Raw genomic sequence first — 15,270 nt, 5'->3', positions numbered from 1 at the left:
CGCCTACCGTGGCCGGTATGACCGACCTCCCGCTCGCCCTGATCACCGGTGCCTCGCGGGGCATCGGCGCGGCAATCGCGCACCAGCTCTCCCCGACGCACCGTCTCCTCCTGGGCGGCCGCGACACCGACGCACTGGCGAAGGTGGCCGAGGAACTGCCCGGCGCGCGGCCTTGGCCGGTCGACCTCACCGACGCGGCTTCGCTGGAAGCCGCGGCCAGCAAGATCGACCGGCTGGACGTGCTGGTCCACTCCGCGGGGACCGGCAAAATCGGCGCCGTCGCCGACTCCCCGGCCTCCGTGTGGCGCACGAACCTCGAGGTGAACGTCATCGCGGTCGCCGAACTGACCCGCCTGCTGCTGCCCGCGCTGCGCAACGCGAACGGCCACGTCGTCGTGATCAACTCCGGTGCCGGGTATACCGCCCGTCCGGGCTGGGGTCCTTACGCGGCAAGCAAATTCGCCGCCCGCGCCTTCACCGACTCACTGCGCGCCGAGGAACCAGACCTGCGGGTGACCTCGATCTTCCCCGGCCGCACCGACACCGACATGCAGCGCCAGGTCCGCGTCCAGGAAGGCGGCAGCTACGACGTCGACAAGTACCTGCGCCCGGACTCGGTGGCCACGGCCGTCCTCACCGCGGTCACCGCCACCCCGGAAGCCCACTTCACCGAGATCCAGGTCCGTCCTCGCTGAGGTCCGTGAAGGACTCCTTGAGGGAATCAGATTCCCCCAAGGAGTCCTTCACGGACAGCGTCAGGCCCGCAGCCGGGCGGCGGTGTCGGCCACCGTCGCCTGGATCTCGCGGCGGTCGACCCGCGTCGGCTCCGCGTCCGCGACGACCTGCTCGCCCGCGACCCACACGTCCCGCACTCGCCGGGACCCGGCCGCCCACACGAGGTTCGCCAGCAACTGCTCGTCCGGCACGTCCAGGCCGGTCGCGAACGCCGGGTCGTCGAGGTCGACGTGCACGAGGTCAGCCCAGCGGCCCGCCTCCAGGACGCCGAGGTCGTGGCGACCGAGCGCTTCGGCGCCGCCGCGGGTGGCCATCAGGAACACGTCCTTCGCGGTGACCACGGTGGAATCGTCGTTGGCCAGCCGGGCCAGCATCGCCGTCAGCTGCAGCTCTTCCCAGAGGTCGATGTCGTCGTTGGACGCCGGACCGTCGGTGCCGAGCCCGATCGCGACCCCGGCCGCGCGCAAGTCCTTGATCCGCGCGATGCCGGAAGCCAGCTTCGCGTTGGACCCGGGGCAATGCGCCATCCCCACTCCGCGAGCGGCGAAGATCGCGATGTCCTCGTCCGACAAATGCACCGAATGCGCGGCAAGGGTGCGCCCGTTGAACATTCCCAGCGAATCCAGCAGCCGAGGCACGGATCCGTACTCCTTGCGCTGCTCCAGATCCTCGGCGGCGGCCTCCGCGACGTGAATCTGCACCAACGCGCCCCGGGCAGCGGCGGATTCCGCGGTCGCCCGCAGCCCGTCCGGGTTCAGCATGTACGCGGAATGCGGCCCGTATCCCAGCTCGATCCGTTCCCCGGGGCCGAAGCGCAGCCCGTCGGCGTCGATCCACCGGTCGATCGCGGCCAGCGTTTCCCGCCAATCCAGCCCGGGCAGTTCGATCACCGGCGGTGCGACGAGCACCCGGCCGCCGGTCGTGAGCACCGCGTCGACGAGCTGTTCGCCCTCGAAATACATTTCCGCGCTGGTCGTCACGCCGTGCCGGAGCATTTCGACCGACCCGAGCAGCATGCCGGTGCGCACGTCGGCCGGCTTCAGCTTCGCCTCGGTCGGCCAGATGATCTCGCGCAGCCAGCGCAGCAGCGGCAGGTCGCCGCCCATGCCGCGCAGCAGCGTCATCGGACTGTGCGCGTGCGAGTTCACCAAGCCGGGCAACAGGATTCCGGTCAGCCGGGTCTCCTCGCCGGCGAACTCCGGAGCGTCCGAAGCCGGTCCGACGAACGAAATCCGGCCTTCGTCGTCGACGTCCACGACGGCGTCGCGGAGCAGCGAGCAGGACGGGTCGGCGGGCAGGACAACCGGGGCATGGAAGCGACGCGACATAACGAGATAGTACGGGCGTCCCAGTAGCCGTTAATCCACTACGCCGCTACGCCAGGCCCAAGCTGCGATTTCCACTCGGTTACGCGCGCCGACTTTGCCCTGCACGGAAGCCAAATGCGTCTTGACCGTCGACAGCGACAGGAACAGCTCCGCGCCGATCTCGGTGTTGGTGAGTCCGCGGGCGGCGGCCTTCACCACGTCCAGTTCGCGCGCGGTCAACGGCTCCGACGGCGCCGGGGCCTCGCGCTTGGCGGTGTTCCCGCCGTCGAAGTGCTTCAGCAGCCGCACGGTGATCTGCGGCGACACCAGCGCGTCGCCGCGATCGGCCGCGCGCACCGCCTCGATCAGCAGCGCGGGCCCGGCGTCCTTGAGCAGGAAGCCGCTCGCCCCGTTGCGCAGCGCGGTGTGCACGTATTCGTCGAGGTCGAAGGTGGTGACCACGACGACCTTCAGCGGGTCGGCGACGTCCGGACCGGCCAGCTGACGGGTGACCTCCAGCCCGTCCAGGCCCGGCATGCGGATGTCCAGCAGGCAGACGTCCGGGCGCAGTTCGCGCGCCTTCGAGACCGCGGAGATGCCGTCCGGCACGTCCGCGACCACCTCGATGTCATCCTGCGCGTCCAGGATCATGCGGAAGCCCATCCGCACCATTTCCTGGTCGTCCGCGATCAGTACCCGGATCACCCGTCTGTCTCCCCGTTCGCCTCGAGCGGCAGCCACGCCTCGACCCGCCAGCCGCCGTCCGGCTCGCGGCCTGCCGAAAGCCTGCCGTGCAGCAGCGCGACGCGTTCGCGCATGCCGACCAGACCGTATCCGCCCGACCCGCCCGCCGGGCGGTGACTCTGCCCGCTGCCGTTGTCGGTCACCCGCAAGTGCAGTTCGCCGTCGGCGACCTCGGCCACCACGATCGCCTCGGTGGCGTCCGAGGCGTGCTTGCCGACGTTGGTGAGCGACTCCTGGATCAGCCGCAGCGCGGACCGGCCGACCTCGTGCGGCAGGTCCGCCGGCAGGTCGAGCCGCAACTGCGTCGGGATGCCGTGGTTGCCGGCTTCGACGAGCCGGTGCAGGTCAGCGGCCAGATCGGTGGTCGCCTGCTCGTTGAACTCGCCCGAACCGGCCTGTGCGTCGCCGCGCATGCTGCGGACCAGACGGCGCATCGCGGCCAGCGCCTCGACGCCCGCGTTCTCGATCCGGCCCATCGCCTCCAGCGCGAGTTCCGGGTTCTTCTCCCCCATCATCCGCGCGGCCTGCGCCTGCACGACGATGCCGGTCACGTGGTGCGCGACCACGTCGTGCAGCTCCCTGGCCAGCGCCATCCGCTCGGCCGTCTGCGCGTCGGTGACCGCGGATTTCACCACCTGCGCGCGTTCGGAATCGCGCGAGCGCAGGTAGAGGCCGATCGCGATGGCGATGCCGAGCAGCAGGACCGCGACGGTGGCGAGCAGCCCGAGCGTCGCCGGGTCGGTGAGCAGGCGGCCGGTGCGGTACGGGCCGAAGTTCAGGATCGTGCCGATCGCGACCACGCCGGACAGCACCGCGATCCGCGGCCACGCCCGGACCAGCGGCACCGCCCGCACGACGTTCACGACCACGCCGAAGGCGGCCACGATCTGGGTCGGCGGGATGCCGCCGAGCAGCTGGTAGCTGTGGCTGGGATGCAGGAACGGCGTCGCGAGCGCGGACAGCAGGAGGAGCCCGGCCACCACCAGGATCGAATCCCGCGGCCGGCGCGGCGAGAGCGCGGTCACCGCGGCGGCGCCGATCGAACAGGCCAGCAGCGGGAAACCGCGGCTGCCGCTTTCGTAGGTGTAGCCGAATTCGATCAGCACGCCGACGCTGAGCATGCCGATCAACGGCCACTGGCCGCGCACCAATTCGGTGAACCGGTGCATGTTGCGCAAGCGTTCCGCCGTCGCCGGGTCGCGCTCGCGGCGCGGGCGGCCGACCGCGCCGGTGATCACCGTCCCGACGAGGAACAGGAACCCGAACAGCAAGGTCTGCGCGATGCTGCTGCTCGACAGGTCTCGGTAGCCGCCGCGGCCGAAAGCCGCGGTGAGCGCGCCCATCACCAGCGCGCTGATCACCGCGAAGGCGACCCCGGGACGGGCCCGGCGGGCGAGGAAATAGACCATCTCGATCCCGGCGACGAACTCGGTGACGGTCAGGTTCGCCAGCACGCTGGAGTACGTCGGGATGCCGAGATAGCGGATGACGAAGGTGCAGAACATCAGCGTCAACGCGCCGAATACGCCGGCCACCGCCGCGCGTTTGCGGGCCCAGAACGCGCACGCCGCCATCGCGAAAATGCCCGGGAACAGGCCGAGGTCGACGAATCGCGGGCCGAAGTCATCGAGTGCCGCGTCGGTCACGAACACGAGGTCGAACGCCAGCGCGCCGAACAACACGAGCACGGACATGTCGAGGCGGCGGGCGAGTTCGGTCGCCCGCGCGGCAAGCGTTTTCGACGGCGGGGTGTGCGGCACACCGTGACGGTAGATGATTCGCCCCCGCGCGCACCTTGGCCACGTGGTTCGTCGGCATCGGCCGATCGGCCGATGAAGGCCGGCCAGGTACCGGCCGTCTGCCCGAAGTGGACACCCGCTCGAATCCGCGAAGCTGCTTTCCGTCGCAGTCGGGAAACGAATGACGGAGACAGGGAGAGAGCTGGCGGATGACGAATCCACAGTGGAGCGCCGGAGCGGTGTTGTCGGGGCGCGGGCTGGTGAAGCGCTACGGGCAGCAGCACGCGCTGGCCGGAATCGACATCGACGTCCAGCCGGGGGAAGCGATCGCCATCGTCGGCCCGTCCGGCTCCGGCAAAACCTCGCTGCTGCACGTGCTCGCCGGGATCCTGCGCGCGGACAGCGGCGAGATCTGGTTGCAGGGACAGCGGATCGACCAGTTCGGCGAAAAGCGGCGCAGCGAACTGCGGCGCACCGAATTCGGTTTTGTCTTCCAGTCCGGAATGCTCGTGTCCGAGCTGACCGCGGAAGAGAATGTCGCACTTCCCTCGCTGCTGGCCGGCGGAACCCGGGGCGAAGCCATCGCCGCGGCCCGGGAATGGCTCGGCAAACTCGGCCTGTCCGGCAAGGAAGCGCGCCGCCCCGGTGAGCTTTCCGGCGGCGAGGCGCAGCGCGTCGCGATCGCCCGCGCGCTCACCCACCGGCCGAAGGTGATCTTCGCCGACGAGCCGACCGGCGCGCTCGACACCCGCACCGGCCGCGAGACGATGGACGCGCTGCTGGCCGCCGCCCAGGCGTCCGGAGCCGCGGTGCTCGTGGTGACCCACGACCGGGAACTCGCCGAATCGATGCCGCGCACCGTGGCGATCCGCGACGGCCTGATCGCGACGAGGCTCGCGGCATGAACCCGTTCCAGCTCGCCCTGCGGGTGCTGCGCGGCGACCGGCGGACCCGCACCTCGGCGATCCTCACCGCGGTCGGCGTCGCCGTCGCGACCGGGCTCGTCCTGCTGCTGGCGACCCTGCCGTACGCCACTCAGGCGCGCGAGCAGCGGGCGCTGTGGCAAAGCAGCGGCCGCTACGACTCCGGCCAGCAGAACACCATGCTGGTCAACTCCTCCAAGGACTACTTCGCCGGCAAGCAGGTCGCCCGCGTCGACATCGCGGTCACCGGCCCGGCCGATTCGCTGCGCCTGCCGCCGGGCATCCCGCAGCTGCCCGGCCCCGGCGAGACGATCGTGTCGCCCGCGCTCGGGAAACTGCTCAACGCCACCCCGGCCGACCAGCTCGGGAACCGCTTCGGCAAACCGGTCGCCGCGTTCGGCGAAGAGGCGCTGCGGTATCCGGAGCAGCTCGTCGCGCTCGTCGGGCACAGCCCGCAGGAGATGCGCCCGTACGGGCACAAGGACCAGCCCGGCCAGGACGCCTTCCCGGCCGCGGCGTTCCCCGCCGGACAGGGGCATCCGGACGGCCTGCTGACGGTGTTGTCCTGGGTCGGCATCATCGTGCTGCTCGTGCCGAGCCTCGTGCTCGTCGCGTCGTCGGCCCGGCTCACCGCCGCCCGCCGCGAACAACGGCTCGCCGCGATCCGGCTGGCCGGTGCGACGCCGGGCCAGGTGACCGCGATGGTCGCCGCCGAAACCGGCTTGTCGGCGGGGGTCGGGGCGCTGGTCGGCCTGCTGCTGAGCCCGGCGCTGCGCGGACTGGCCACGTTCGTGCCGTGGGACGGCGGGACCTGGCTGGCCTCGGACTTCGCGCTGCCGGTGGGGCTGACCGTGCTCGCCGTGCTGCTGGTCCCGCTGCTCGTGGTGCTCGCCGGGGTGCTCGGCCTGCGCCGGGTGGTGAGCACGCCGCTGTTCGCGACTGGCGGGCACACCGTGAAGCCGTTGCGCTGGTGGCGGCTGCTCGCGCTGCCCGCGGCGGGATTGTTCTTCCTCTACAGCGTTGTCGGCGCGCGCAGCGGCGGCAACGGCAACCTGGTGCTGTTCGGCCTGCTGCTGGTGGTCGCCTCGGCGATGGTGGTCGGACCGTGGGTGACCTCCGCGGTCGGCGGCACGTTCGTGCGGATCTGGCGGCGGCCGTCGTCGCTGCTGGCCGGACGTCGGCTGCGCAACGACCCGAAGGGTTCCTACCGGGCCTCGGCCGGGATCGTGCTCGCGGTGTTCACCGGCTCGATGGCGCTCACGCTGCTGCCGTCGTTCGAATCCCTCGCCGGCGGCGGACGCCAGTACGTGGACTCGGCGCTGTACGTCGACGTCACCGCGGACCGCGCTCCCGAAGCGACCGAGCGGACGAACGCCACGCTCGCGAAGGCCGGACTGTCCGAACGCGTCGTCCCGGTGGCCAGCGTCTACGTGATGCAGGGCGAGGGGAACTACCGGTCGATGCAGCGGGCGTACGTGATGACCTGCGCTGACGCCGCCAAGCTGACCCGGCTCGGGATCACCCAGCAGGACTGCAAGCCCGGTGTCGGGCTGTACACGCCGTACCAGCTGGACACGAACAATCTGCGGGTCGCGCGGTACGGCGGCGAGGACAGCACGGGCACGCCGCTCGGCGCGGTCACGGTGGGGACGTATCACCCGGAGCGGAAGAACAACTTCGGCGAGTACGTGATCGACCCGTCCGCGGTGCCGGCTGGGGTGAAACCGACCCAGGTCACCCTGGTCGTGCCGACCGCCGAGGCCAACCGCGAGATCGTGCGGACCGCGCTGGTGCCCAACGCGGTCGGGAACGAGATCGGCAGCCGCGAGCAGTACCTCTATGGACAGCAAGTGCAGCTCAGCGACCTGCGCCGAGTCACGGTGATCGGCCTCGTCGCGGCAGGCATCCTCGCCGGCTGCAGCGCGGCGGTCGCGACCGCGGGTTCGGTGATGGACCGGCGCCGGACGTTCGGCGCCCTGATGGCGGCGGGCACTCCGGTGCGGGTGCTGTCCCGGGCGTTGCGGATGGAGGCCGCGCTGCCTGCGTTGGTCGCGACGATCGGCGCGGGCGTGATGGGAGTCGCGGTCGGACTGGGGCTGTTCATGGCCACGATGGAACGGGGGTCGGTGGTGTTCAGCCCGTGGATCGTCGCGCCGGTGGTGCTGGGGGTCGGGGTCGCCCTTCTCGGCGCGTCGGTTTGCACGCCCGCGTTGAAGCGGGTGCAGGCGGAGCCATTGGCGGACGAATAGCTGGCGCCCGCCCCTCGTCGGGGGAGGGGCGGGACCGGGGGTGAAGGGAGCGGAGGGCCGTTGCCGGGGGTGGGAACCTGGGGGCGGCCCTTCGTGTTTCTGTTTTGGGCGGCTCGTCGCCCTGGCGGGCGACATTGCCGGTTCGTGGTTGGGCGGGCACCCCGATTTTTTAGTGTGACTACGGCGCTGGGGTGCTTGTCATGCCGGGACAGATGCCTTGACAAGCACCCCAGCGCCGTGTTTTTGGCTTCGTATCGGGGGTGGGGGAGGTGTGGGCGCCCCGCGTTGGGTGCATCGGCTGCGGTGTGTGTGGGCGGGGGCTTGCGCCCCAATGTGGCATTGGGTGCGTCTGGTGCACCCAATGTGGCGTTCGGTGCGTGGGATGCACCCAATGCCACATTGGGGCGCTTCAACCGCAGTCGGCTCCAGGTCGCGGTCGGCTGAAGGGGCCGGTCCTCGGCGTGTGAGGCTGACTTGGGATCAGTGCTTTTCGAAGATCAAATCGTGCGAGACCCGGCCTTCTCGGTCCGCTCGCTGTTCGAACTTCGTCACCGGCCGCCACTCGGGGCGCGGGGCCCAGCCGCCCGGTTCGTCGGCGTAGCGGTTGCGCAGTGCGGGTTCTGCCGAGCACACCTCGAGCATCTGCTCGGCGTAGTGCTCCCAGTCGGTCGCCATGTGGAACGTCCCGCCGGGGGCGAGCCGCGAGGCGATCAGTGCCACGAATTCCGGCTGCACGATCCGGCGTTTGTGGTGGCGCTTCTTCGGCCACGGGTCCGGGAAGAACAGCCGCACGCCGGACAGCGAACCGGGCTCGACGTGTGACGTCAGCAGGACCACCGCGTCGCCGTGCATCAGGCGCAGGTTCGTTACCCCGAGCTTCTCCGCGCGCAGCATCAGCTGTCCTAGCCCGGGGTCGTACACCTCGACGGCCACGTAGTTCAGCTCCGGCGCGGCGGCGGCCAGCTGCGACGTCGTCTCGCCCATGCCGGAGCCGATCTCCAGCATCACCGGCGCTTCGCGGCCGAACCACTCCGTGAAGTCGACCGGTCCGGCAGGCAGTTCCGACACCGTCCGGCCGAGCCGCGGCCAGTGTTCTTCCCAGGCTCGCTGCTGGCCGACGGTCATCCGTCCGCCGCGTTTGACGTAACTGACCACGCTGCGCAGCCGTGGCTGGTCCTCGTTTTCCACCCGGACAACATACGGGCGCGTCAGCGGACCGCTTCGAACTCCCCGAGCCGGGAGCGCAGTCCGGCGAGCCCGGCGACCGCCACCGGCTCCGGGGCCTGGGCGGAATGCGCGGGCAGCACGTCGATCCAGCCGTCGTGCCGGTCGGTGTTCAGCACGGTCGTCGGGATGGAATGGCCGGACTTGCCGCGTTCGGACGGCATGAACTCCCAGTACCCGGATTCGCCGTCGGCCGCCCACGGGACGAACTCCCAGCCCATCCGCTTGCCGAGCAGTTGCGCCACCCGGTCCTCGATGCGGAAGCCGAGTTCGCGCGATTCGAGCCGCCCGCTCGCGACCGCGCGCAGCCACCACGGCGCGGGCAGCGTGTCGTCGGACCCGCTCGCCCGGCGATACAGCCCGAGCACCGCGTCCTCGGGGGCGCGATGCACCCACGCCTGGCGCAGTTCGGCGGGCCGGGTCGCGGGCAGCGCGAACCGGGGCAGTTCGATCGCCTGGGACCATTCGAGGTCCAGCATCGGCTCGAGCCGGGGGGTCGGTACCGCCGCGTCGCGGGAAACGAGTATCTGATCAACGTCCACCGTCACGGTTCACCTCCGGAGAGCTGAGACGGGGCACTTCGAATATCCGTCGGTTTCCGACAGTATGTCCGCTCGCTGTGAGAGAAGCCACACCGGTTTACGTGAATTTAATCCGAATGCTTCCCGCGCAATCGGGAATGTGCACGTGCAGGTCAGGCGTCGCGCCGATTCGCGGTGGCCACGCCCGCCGCGAACAACACCGCGCTGATCGCCGCGAAATACGCGAGATAACCCCACGGCCCGAAAGGCGGCGACAGTTTCAGCGTCGTCCTGGTGAAATCGCCACCGGCGAACTGCGACGCCGCGTAGAACGGCATCCACTGGTAGAGATCGCTGCCGATCTTGGGAATCAGCAGCACCAGGCCCTCGACCAGCTGGGTCCACACGAGCACGATCGCCAGCGTCAGCGCGGAACTGCGCAGCAGCAGGCCGACGCCGACGCCGAGCAGCCCGGCCAGCGCGAAGGTCAGGGTCTGGCCGAACACGGTGCGCCAGTCCGCCCCGGAGTGCAGACCGAGGTCGGCGTCCGGCCGCACGAGATGCGCCATGCCCCACGAGCCGACGCCGGCGAGCAGACCGAGCACCGCGCACACCGCGCACACCACGGCGCCCTTGGCGAGCAGCACCGGCGTCCGCGTCGGCACCGCCTGGAAGGTGAGCCGGAGCGTGCCCCAGTTGAAGTCGGCCGTCGCGGCGAGCACCGCGAGCACCAGCGCGACCGTGCGGCCGGTGCCGGTGGCAAGCTGAGTATTGCTCACGTCCGCGGTGATTTCGGCCCCGGAAAGCCCGAGGAACAACGCGGTGAACCCGATCGGCGCGGCCACCGCGATGAGCGCGCACCACCACGGCGCGCGCGTGCTGAAAAGCTTGATCCGTTCCGCCCGCAGCAGATTCACCGCGCACCTCCACTGGTGAATTCGCCTGCCTGACCTGTCAATTCGAGGTAGGCGTGCTCGAGCGAACCGGCCAGCGGGCTCAGCTCGTGCAGCGTGGCGCGCGCGGCGAAAGCGAGTTCGCCGATCGCGTCACTGTCCATTTCGGACACCAGGAACGCACCGGAATCCTCGGTGAAAACCGCGCGCGCTTCGGTGAGCGCGGTGCGCAGCGCGTCGGCGTGCGGCGTGCGCACCCGGACCCCGCGCGATCCGGCGCGGGCCACGAAATCGGCCATCGTGCCCTGGTAGATGAGCTGGCCGCGGCCGATCACCACGAGGTCCTGCGCGGTCTGCTCCATCTCCGGCAGCAGATGGCTCGACACGAACACCGTGCGGCCTTCCGCGGCGAGCCCGTGCAGCAGCTGGCGCACCCAGTGCACGCCCTCCGGGTCGAGGCCGTTCACCGGTTCGTCGAACAGCAGCACGCGCGGGTCGCCGAGCAGCGCGCTCGCGATGCCGAGCCGCTGCAGCATGCCGAGCGAGAACGTGCCCGCGCGCTTGCGGGCCACCGCGGAGAGCCCGACGAGCTCCAGCACCTCGTCGGCCCGCCGGTCCGGCAGCCCGTTCGTCGCGGCGAGGAACCGCAGGTGCTGGCGGGCGGAGCGGCCCGGATGCCGCCACGTCGCGTCGAGCAGCGCGCCGACCGTGCGCAGCGGATCGGTCAGCTGCCGGTACGGCTTGCCCTCGATGTGCGCGGTGCCCGCGGTGGGCGCGTCGAGCCCGAGCAGCAACCGCATCGTGGTGGATTTGCCCGCCCCGTTCGGGCCGAGGAACCCGGTGACGCGACCGGCTCGCGCGGTGAATGTCAGGTCTCGCACCGCGACGGTGTCGCCGTAGGACTTGGTGAGTCCAGTCGCTTCGAGCACGCCGTCCCCCTTCTCGTGGACCCGAACTCTACCGAAACGGAAAGATCCGGGCCGCCCCCCGAATGGCGACCCGGATCTTGTTCCCCTTTTCCCCTTTTTCCCCTTGTTCGGCTCCGCCGGCCCCCGCCTGACTCGTCCGAACGTTCCCTGTGGGTCTTTACGCGTCGCGCTTCTTCGCGACGCCGATCGCGATGGCCAGCAGCACCACGGCCACCCCGGCGAAGTAGGCCAGCGAGCCCCACTGCGACAGTGCCGCCTCCGGCGCGCCCGGCACCTGACGGACGCCGCCGAGGAAGCGCTCCGCGACGGTGAACGGCATCCACTCGTGGATCTTCTGGCCGACCGTCGGGATCAGCTGCACGAGGTTTTCCACTGCCAGCACGTAGATCAGCAGCAGCGAGAGCGCGCCCGCGCTGTGCCGGATCAGCGTGCCGACCGCGACCGCGATGACCGCGGCGAAGGCGAACACCACGCCGACACCGGCGACGTTGATCCAGTCCGCGGAGGTCTTCAGCGCGACCGAGTCGGAGGGGCGGATGGCGTAGCCGAGGCCCCACGAGGCGAAGGCGCCGATCTCGCCGATCACGAACGACAGCAGCGCGACGACGGTGGCTTTCGCGACGAGCACGCTGCCGCGGTGCGGAACCGCCTGGAACGTGGTGCGGATCGTGCCGAACCGGTATTCGGTGGTCACCGCCAGCGCCGCCAGCACCATGATCACCGCGATGCCGAACTGGTGCCCGGCCTGGGTGTTGGCGACCGAGATCGTCTCCCCGCTGGGGAGCGAGCCCGCCATGAGGCCGGCGAATCCGATGGTGAGCGCGAGCGCGATGAGGGCGCACCACCACGGCGACCGGGTGGTGAAGAGCTTGATGCGTTCGACCGCGAGCAAAGTCATGAGTTTTCTCTTCCCAACGAGAGTGTGGTCAGCGGATGGCCGCGGCCTGCTGCGCCTCTGCCTCGAGCCCGGTGTGGTACTCGACGGAGTCGCCGGTGATCTGCATGAAGGCTTGTTCGAGCGAACCGGTCTGCGGGCTCAGCTCGTGCAGCACGACGTTCGCCGAGGCGGCGATCTCGCCGATCTTCGCACTGTCCATTCCGGACACGATGAGCGCGTCGCCGGAGTCGGTGACCTGTGCGCTGGCGGAGATCAGCTGCTGACGCAGCGCCGGAAGCTGCGGCGAACGCACCTTCACGGTGTTTTCCGCGGCCCGCGCCACGAATTCCTCAGTGGTGGACTGGGCGATCAGCTGGCCCTTGCCGATGACCACGAGGTCGGTCGCGGTGAGCGCCATTTCCGAAAGCAGGTGGCTTGACACGAACACGGTCCGGCCCTCGGCGGCGAGGCGCTGCATGAACTTGCGGATCCAGAGGATGCCCTCCGGGTCGAGGCCGTTCACCGGCTCGTCGAACAGCAGCACCTCCGGGTCGCCGAGCAGCGCGCCGGCGATGCCCAGCCGCTGCGACATGCCGAGCGAGAACCCGCCCGCCCGCTTTCCCGCGACGCTGGTGAGCCCGACGGTGTCGAGCACCTCGTCCACCCGCGCGGCCGGGATCCGGTTGGACCGGGCCATCCACTGCAGGTGCGATCGCGCCGAGCGGTTGGGGTGCACCCATTTCGCGTCGAGCAGCGCGCCGACCGCGCGCAGCGGCTCCTTCAGTTCGTGGTAGAGCTTCCCCCCGATCCGGACCTGGCCCGCGGTCGGGTTGTCCAGGCCGAGGATCATGCGCATGGTCGTGGACTTGCCGGCGCCGTTCGGGCCGAGGAATCCGGTGACTTTCCCCGCTGCCACGCTGAACGACAGGTTGTTCACCGCGAGCGTGCTCCCGTAACGCTTGGTGAGACCTGTTGCCTCGATCATCCCCTGCTCCCTCTACGGCGGTGCTGACGGAATTCATCCTGTCGCAGCGCCGCCGTTTTCGCGTCATCCTGTGGATCGAACCGGCTACCCGACCTGAGTAGTACTCAATCGTGTCGAGGGGTGGAGCGCGATGGGGGATGCCCCTGAGCCGACCCTGAATTTTGCCCGATTCGCCAAGGACCCCGCCGCGGAATCCGCGGCGGGGTCCGGTGTGGACAGTGTCCGAATCGGACGCTTCAGCCGATCCCCGGCCGGGCGAGCCCGGTTTCGTACGCGAGGACGACCGCCTGTACGCGGTCGCGCAGGTCGAGTTTCGACAGGATCCGCCCGACGTGCGTTTTCACCGTCGCCTCGGAAAGGAACAACGTCTCGGCGATCTCGACGTTCGACATGCCTTTCGCGATCAGCACGAGCACTTCGCGTTCGCGGTCGGTCAGCACGTCGAGTTCGGCCGGATCGCGCATTTCCGAACCGCCGGAGCCGACGAACCGGTCGAGCAGCCTGCGCGTGACCGAGGGCGACATCACCGCGTCGCCGTCGGCGACCGAACGCAGCGCGGACACCAGGTAGTCGGGCTGGGTGTCCTTGAGCAGGAAGCCGGACGCCCCGCCCTGCAGCGCCGCGTAGACGTACTCGTCGAGGTCGAAGGTGGTCATCACGAGCACCCGCGCGGTGCCCGCCGCGACGATCTGCTTGGTCGCCTCGACCCCGTCGAGCACCGGCATCCGGACGTCCATCAGCACGACGTCGGGCCGCAGTTCGGCGGCCATCCGCACGGCTTGCGCGCCGTCGCCCGCCTCCCCGACCACGTCGATGTCGGCCTGCGCGCCCAGCACCATCCGGAACCCGACGCGCATCAGTTCCTGGTCGTCGACGACCACCACTCGGATCACGAGTTCAACCTAACCGGCAGCACCGCTCGCACCTGCCAGCCACCGCCCGCGGCGGGGCCCACCTCCAGTGTCCCGCCGTACACGTGCGCCCGCTCGCGCATCCCGATCAGGCCGTTTCCTCCCGCGACCGACAGCCGCGGCGCCGGTTGCCGAGCTGTCGCGGCCGACCCCGCCATCGCCGTCGCTCCGTTCGCGCCGACCTGTTCGAGCCGCCGGGCCCGGCCCGCGCCGTCGTCGCGCACGAGCACCTCGACCTGGTCGCCGGTCCGCTCCACCCGCACCGCGGCGCTCGCCCCGGCCCCGGCGTGCTTGAGCGTGTTGGTGAGCGATTCCTGGACGATCCGGTAGATCCCGAGCGACACCCCGGCGGGCAGTTCGTCGAGCCCGTCGCCGAGGGCGAGGTCGACCGGAACGCCCGCGGCGCGCATCCGCTCGGCGAGGTCGCCCAGCGCGGTCGCGTCCGGCTGCGGCACCCGCGGTTCGTCGTCGCCGCGGTCGTTGCGCAGCACGTCCAGCAGCCGGCGCAGTTCGCCGAGCGCGCCGCGGCCGGTCTCGGAGATCGTCCCCAGCGCGCGCCCGGCCAGCTCCGGATTGGATTTCAGGGCGAGCGCCGCGCCGTCGGCCTGCACGACCATCACGCTCACCGAATGCGCCACGACGTCGTGCAGTTCCCTGGCGATCCGGCCGCGCTCCTCGGCCACCGCGATGCGCGCGGCCTGGTCGCGTTCGGTTTCCAGCAGATGCAACCGGGCCTCCAGTTCGCGCTGGTAGGCGCGGCGGGCGTACATGAACTCGCCGAGCAGCCAGCAGAAGGCGATGGTGAAGGCGCTGAACAGCAGCTGCGCGGCCATCGACGGCTCGGGTTTGACGATCGCGGTGACGGCCATGGCCACGACGAACGCGCCGCCGTAAAGCAGTCCCTGCTTGCGTCCGACGTAGACCTGGACCGAGTAGAGGCTGATCGCGAGCGCGGCCAGCCCGGAAACTCCGAGGTCCAGCGCGCTGTGCGCGAACGAAATGACGTACACGACGTACGCGGCGAGCACCGGTCGTTTGCGCCGGAACACGAGCGGCGCGACCACGGCGAGGTCGATCGGAACGGCGACGTACCACTCCGGACCGGGCACTTCGGGGTCGAGACCGCCGGTGGCGAACACCAGGATGTCGAACGCGGCGAGGAACAGCGCCAGCAGCGAGTCCCCCACCATCGGGTGGGCACGCATCCACAGGCTGAGCCGTCGCACGACTCAA

At 70.3% G+C, this 15,270-nt stretch carries 14 protein-coding genes; 3 read left to right on the top strand and 11 right to left on the bottom strand.

Features of this window, described 5'->3' with window-relative positions; genetic code table 11:
- Nucleotides 1-17 precede the first annotated feature (17 nt).
- A complete protein-coding gene (locus SSMG_RS38385) occupies nucleotides 18-695 on the top strand; it encodes an SDR family oxidoreductase (protein WP_009085205.1) in 678 nt (225 codons plus the stop codon).
- A 60-nt stretch (nucleotides 696-755) separates the two neighbouring features.
- Here the strand turns inward: SSMG_RS38385 and SSMG_RS38380 are convergent, their stop codons facing one another.
- From SSMG_RS38380 to SSMG_RS38370, 3 genes are read right to left on the bottom strand one after another with little or no spacing between them, the layout of a single operon-like run.
- Nucleotides 756-2,063, bottom strand: a complete 1,308-nt coding sequence (locus tag SSMG_RS38380) for an amidohydrolase family protein (protein ID WP_009085202.1) — start codon at nucleotides 2,061-2,063, stop codon at nucleotides 756-758.
- Between the two features lie 30 nt (nucleotides 2,064-2,093).
- Nucleotides 2,094-2,747, bottom strand: a complete 654-nt coding sequence (locus SSMG_RS38375) for a response regulator transcription factor (protein WP_037716271.1) — start codon at nucleotides 2,745-2,747, stop codon at nucleotides 2,094-2,096.
- On the bottom strand, nucleotides 2,744-4,546 hold the full coding sequence (locus tag SSMG_RS38370) for a sensor histidine kinase (protein WP_009085199.1): 1,803 nt from the start codon (nucleotides 4,544-4,546) through the stop codon (nucleotides 2,744-2,746). The genes SSMG_RS38375 and SSMG_RS38370 overlap by 4 nt, the downstream gene beginning before the upstream one ends.
- Before the next feature lie 188 nt (nucleotides 4,547-4,734).
- Between SSMG_RS38370 and SSMG_RS38365 the strand changes: the two genes are divergently transcribed.
- Both SSMG_RS38365 and SSMG_RS38360 read left to right on the top strand, forming a co-directional pair.
- Complete coding sequence (locus tag SSMG_RS38365; RefSeq protein WP_009085195.1) at nucleotides 4,735-5,430, top strand: ABC transporter ATP-binding protein; 696 nt, start codon at nucleotides 4,735-4,737, stop codon at nucleotides 5,428-5,430.
- Entirely contained in the window at nucleotides 5,427-7,697 is a 2,271-nt protein-coding gene (locus SSMG_RS38360) for an FtsX-like permease family protein (protein WP_009085194.1), read from the top strand. The genes SSMG_RS38365 and SSMG_RS38360 overlap by 4 nt, the downstream gene beginning before the upstream one ends.
- A gap of 480 nt (nucleotides 7,698-8,177) precedes the next feature.
- Here the strand turns inward: SSMG_RS38360 and trmB are convergent, their stop codons facing one another.
- From trmB to SSMG_RS38320, 8 genes are all read right to left on the bottom strand, one after another.
- The gene (trmB, locus tag SSMG_RS38355) at nucleotides 8,178-8,885 is read right to left on the bottom strand and encodes a tRNA (guanosine(46)-N7)-methyltransferase TrmB (RefSeq protein ID WP_009085192.1); all 708 of its coding nucleotides are present in this window, start codon (nucleotides 8,883-8,885) and stop codon (nucleotides 8,178-8,180) included.
- Between the two features lie 20 nt (nucleotides 8,886-8,905).
- Nucleotides 8,906-9,469 (bottom strand): hypothetical protein, encoded by a 564-nt coding sequence (locus SSMG_RS38350; protein WP_050788371.1) that lies wholly within the window; start codon nucleotides 9,467-9,469, stop codon nucleotides 8,906-8,908.
- Between the two features lie 146 nt (nucleotides 9,470-9,615).
- Entirely contained in the window at nucleotides 9,616-10,359 is a 744-nt protein-coding gene (locus tag SSMG_RS38345) for an ABC transporter permease (RefSeq protein ID WP_009085187.1), read from the bottom strand.
- Nucleotides 10,356-11,264: an ABC transporter ATP-binding protein gene (locus SSMG_RS38340; RefSeq protein WP_009085185.1), complete on the bottom strand. Its 909-nt coding sequence runs from the start codon at nucleotides 11,262-11,264 to the stop codon at nucleotides 10,356-10,358. Before SSMG_RS38340 ends, SSMG_RS38345 begins: the two co-directional genes overlap by 4 nt.
- Nucleotides 11,265-11,421: 157 nt before the next feature.
- Nucleotides 11,422-12,162, bottom strand: a complete 741-nt coding sequence (locus SSMG_RS38335; RefSeq protein ID WP_009085183.1) for an ABC transporter permease — start codon at nucleotides 12,160-12,162, stop codon at nucleotides 11,422-11,424.
- Between the two features lie 28 nt (nucleotides 12,163-12,190).
- Nucleotides 12,191-13,126, bottom strand: coding sequence for an ABC transporter ATP-binding protein (locus tag SSMG_RS38330; RefSeq protein ID WP_009085180.1), 936 nt, complete (start codon nucleotides 13,124-13,126; stop codon nucleotides 12,191-12,193).
- A gap of 236 nt (nucleotides 13,127-13,362) precedes the next feature.
- Nucleotides 13,363-14,019: a response regulator transcription factor gene (locus SSMG_RS38325; RefSeq protein WP_009085178.1), complete on the bottom strand. Its 657-nt coding sequence runs from the start codon at nucleotides 14,017-14,019 to the stop codon at nucleotides 13,363-13,365.
- Complete coding sequence (locus SSMG_RS38320; protein ID WP_009085176.1) at nucleotides 14,016-15,263, bottom strand: sensor histidine kinase; 1,248 nt, start codon at nucleotides 15,261-15,263, stop codon at nucleotides 14,016-14,018. The genes SSMG_RS38325 and SSMG_RS38320 overlap by 4 nt, the downstream gene beginning before the upstream one ends.
- Nucleotides 15,264-15,270: the final 7 nt, after the last annotated feature.

This window comes from Streptomyces sp. AA4 (assembly GCF_000158875.1).
Classification (GTDB): domain Bacteria; phylum Actinomycetota; class Actinomycetes; order Mycobacteriales; family Pseudonocardiaceae; genus Amycolatopsis.
Note: the sequence above shows the minus strand (reverse complement) of the source record. Positions and strands in the feature narration are given on the sequence as shown.

Excerpts from the sequence above, each read along its gene's own strand:
- SSMG_RS38385 (WP_009085205.1), top strand. The coding sequence starts at position 18 with ATGACCGACCTCCCGCTCGCCCTGATCACCGGTGCCTCGCGGGGCATC.
- SSMG_RS38380 (WP_009085202.1), bottom strand. The coding sequence starts at position 2,063 with ATGTCGCGTCGCTTCCATGCCCCGGTTGTCCTGCCCGCCGACCCGTCC.
- SSMG_RS38365 (WP_009085195.1), top strand. The coding sequence starts at position 4,735 with ATGACGAATCCACAGTGGAGCGCCGGAGCGGTGTTGTCGGGGCGCGGG.
- SSMG_RS38360 (WP_009085194.1), top strand. The coding sequence starts at position 5,427 with ATGAACCCGTTCCAGCTCGCCCTGCGGGTGCTGCGCGGCGACCGGCGG.
- SSMG_RS38335 (WP_009085183.1), bottom strand. The coding sequence starts at position 12,162 with ATGACTTTGCTCGCGGTCGAACGCATCAAGCTCTTCACCACCCGGTCG.
- SSMG_RS38330 (WP_009085180.1), bottom strand. The coding sequence starts at position 13,126 with ATGATCGAGGCAACAGGTCTCACCAAGCGTTACGGGAGCACGCTCGCG.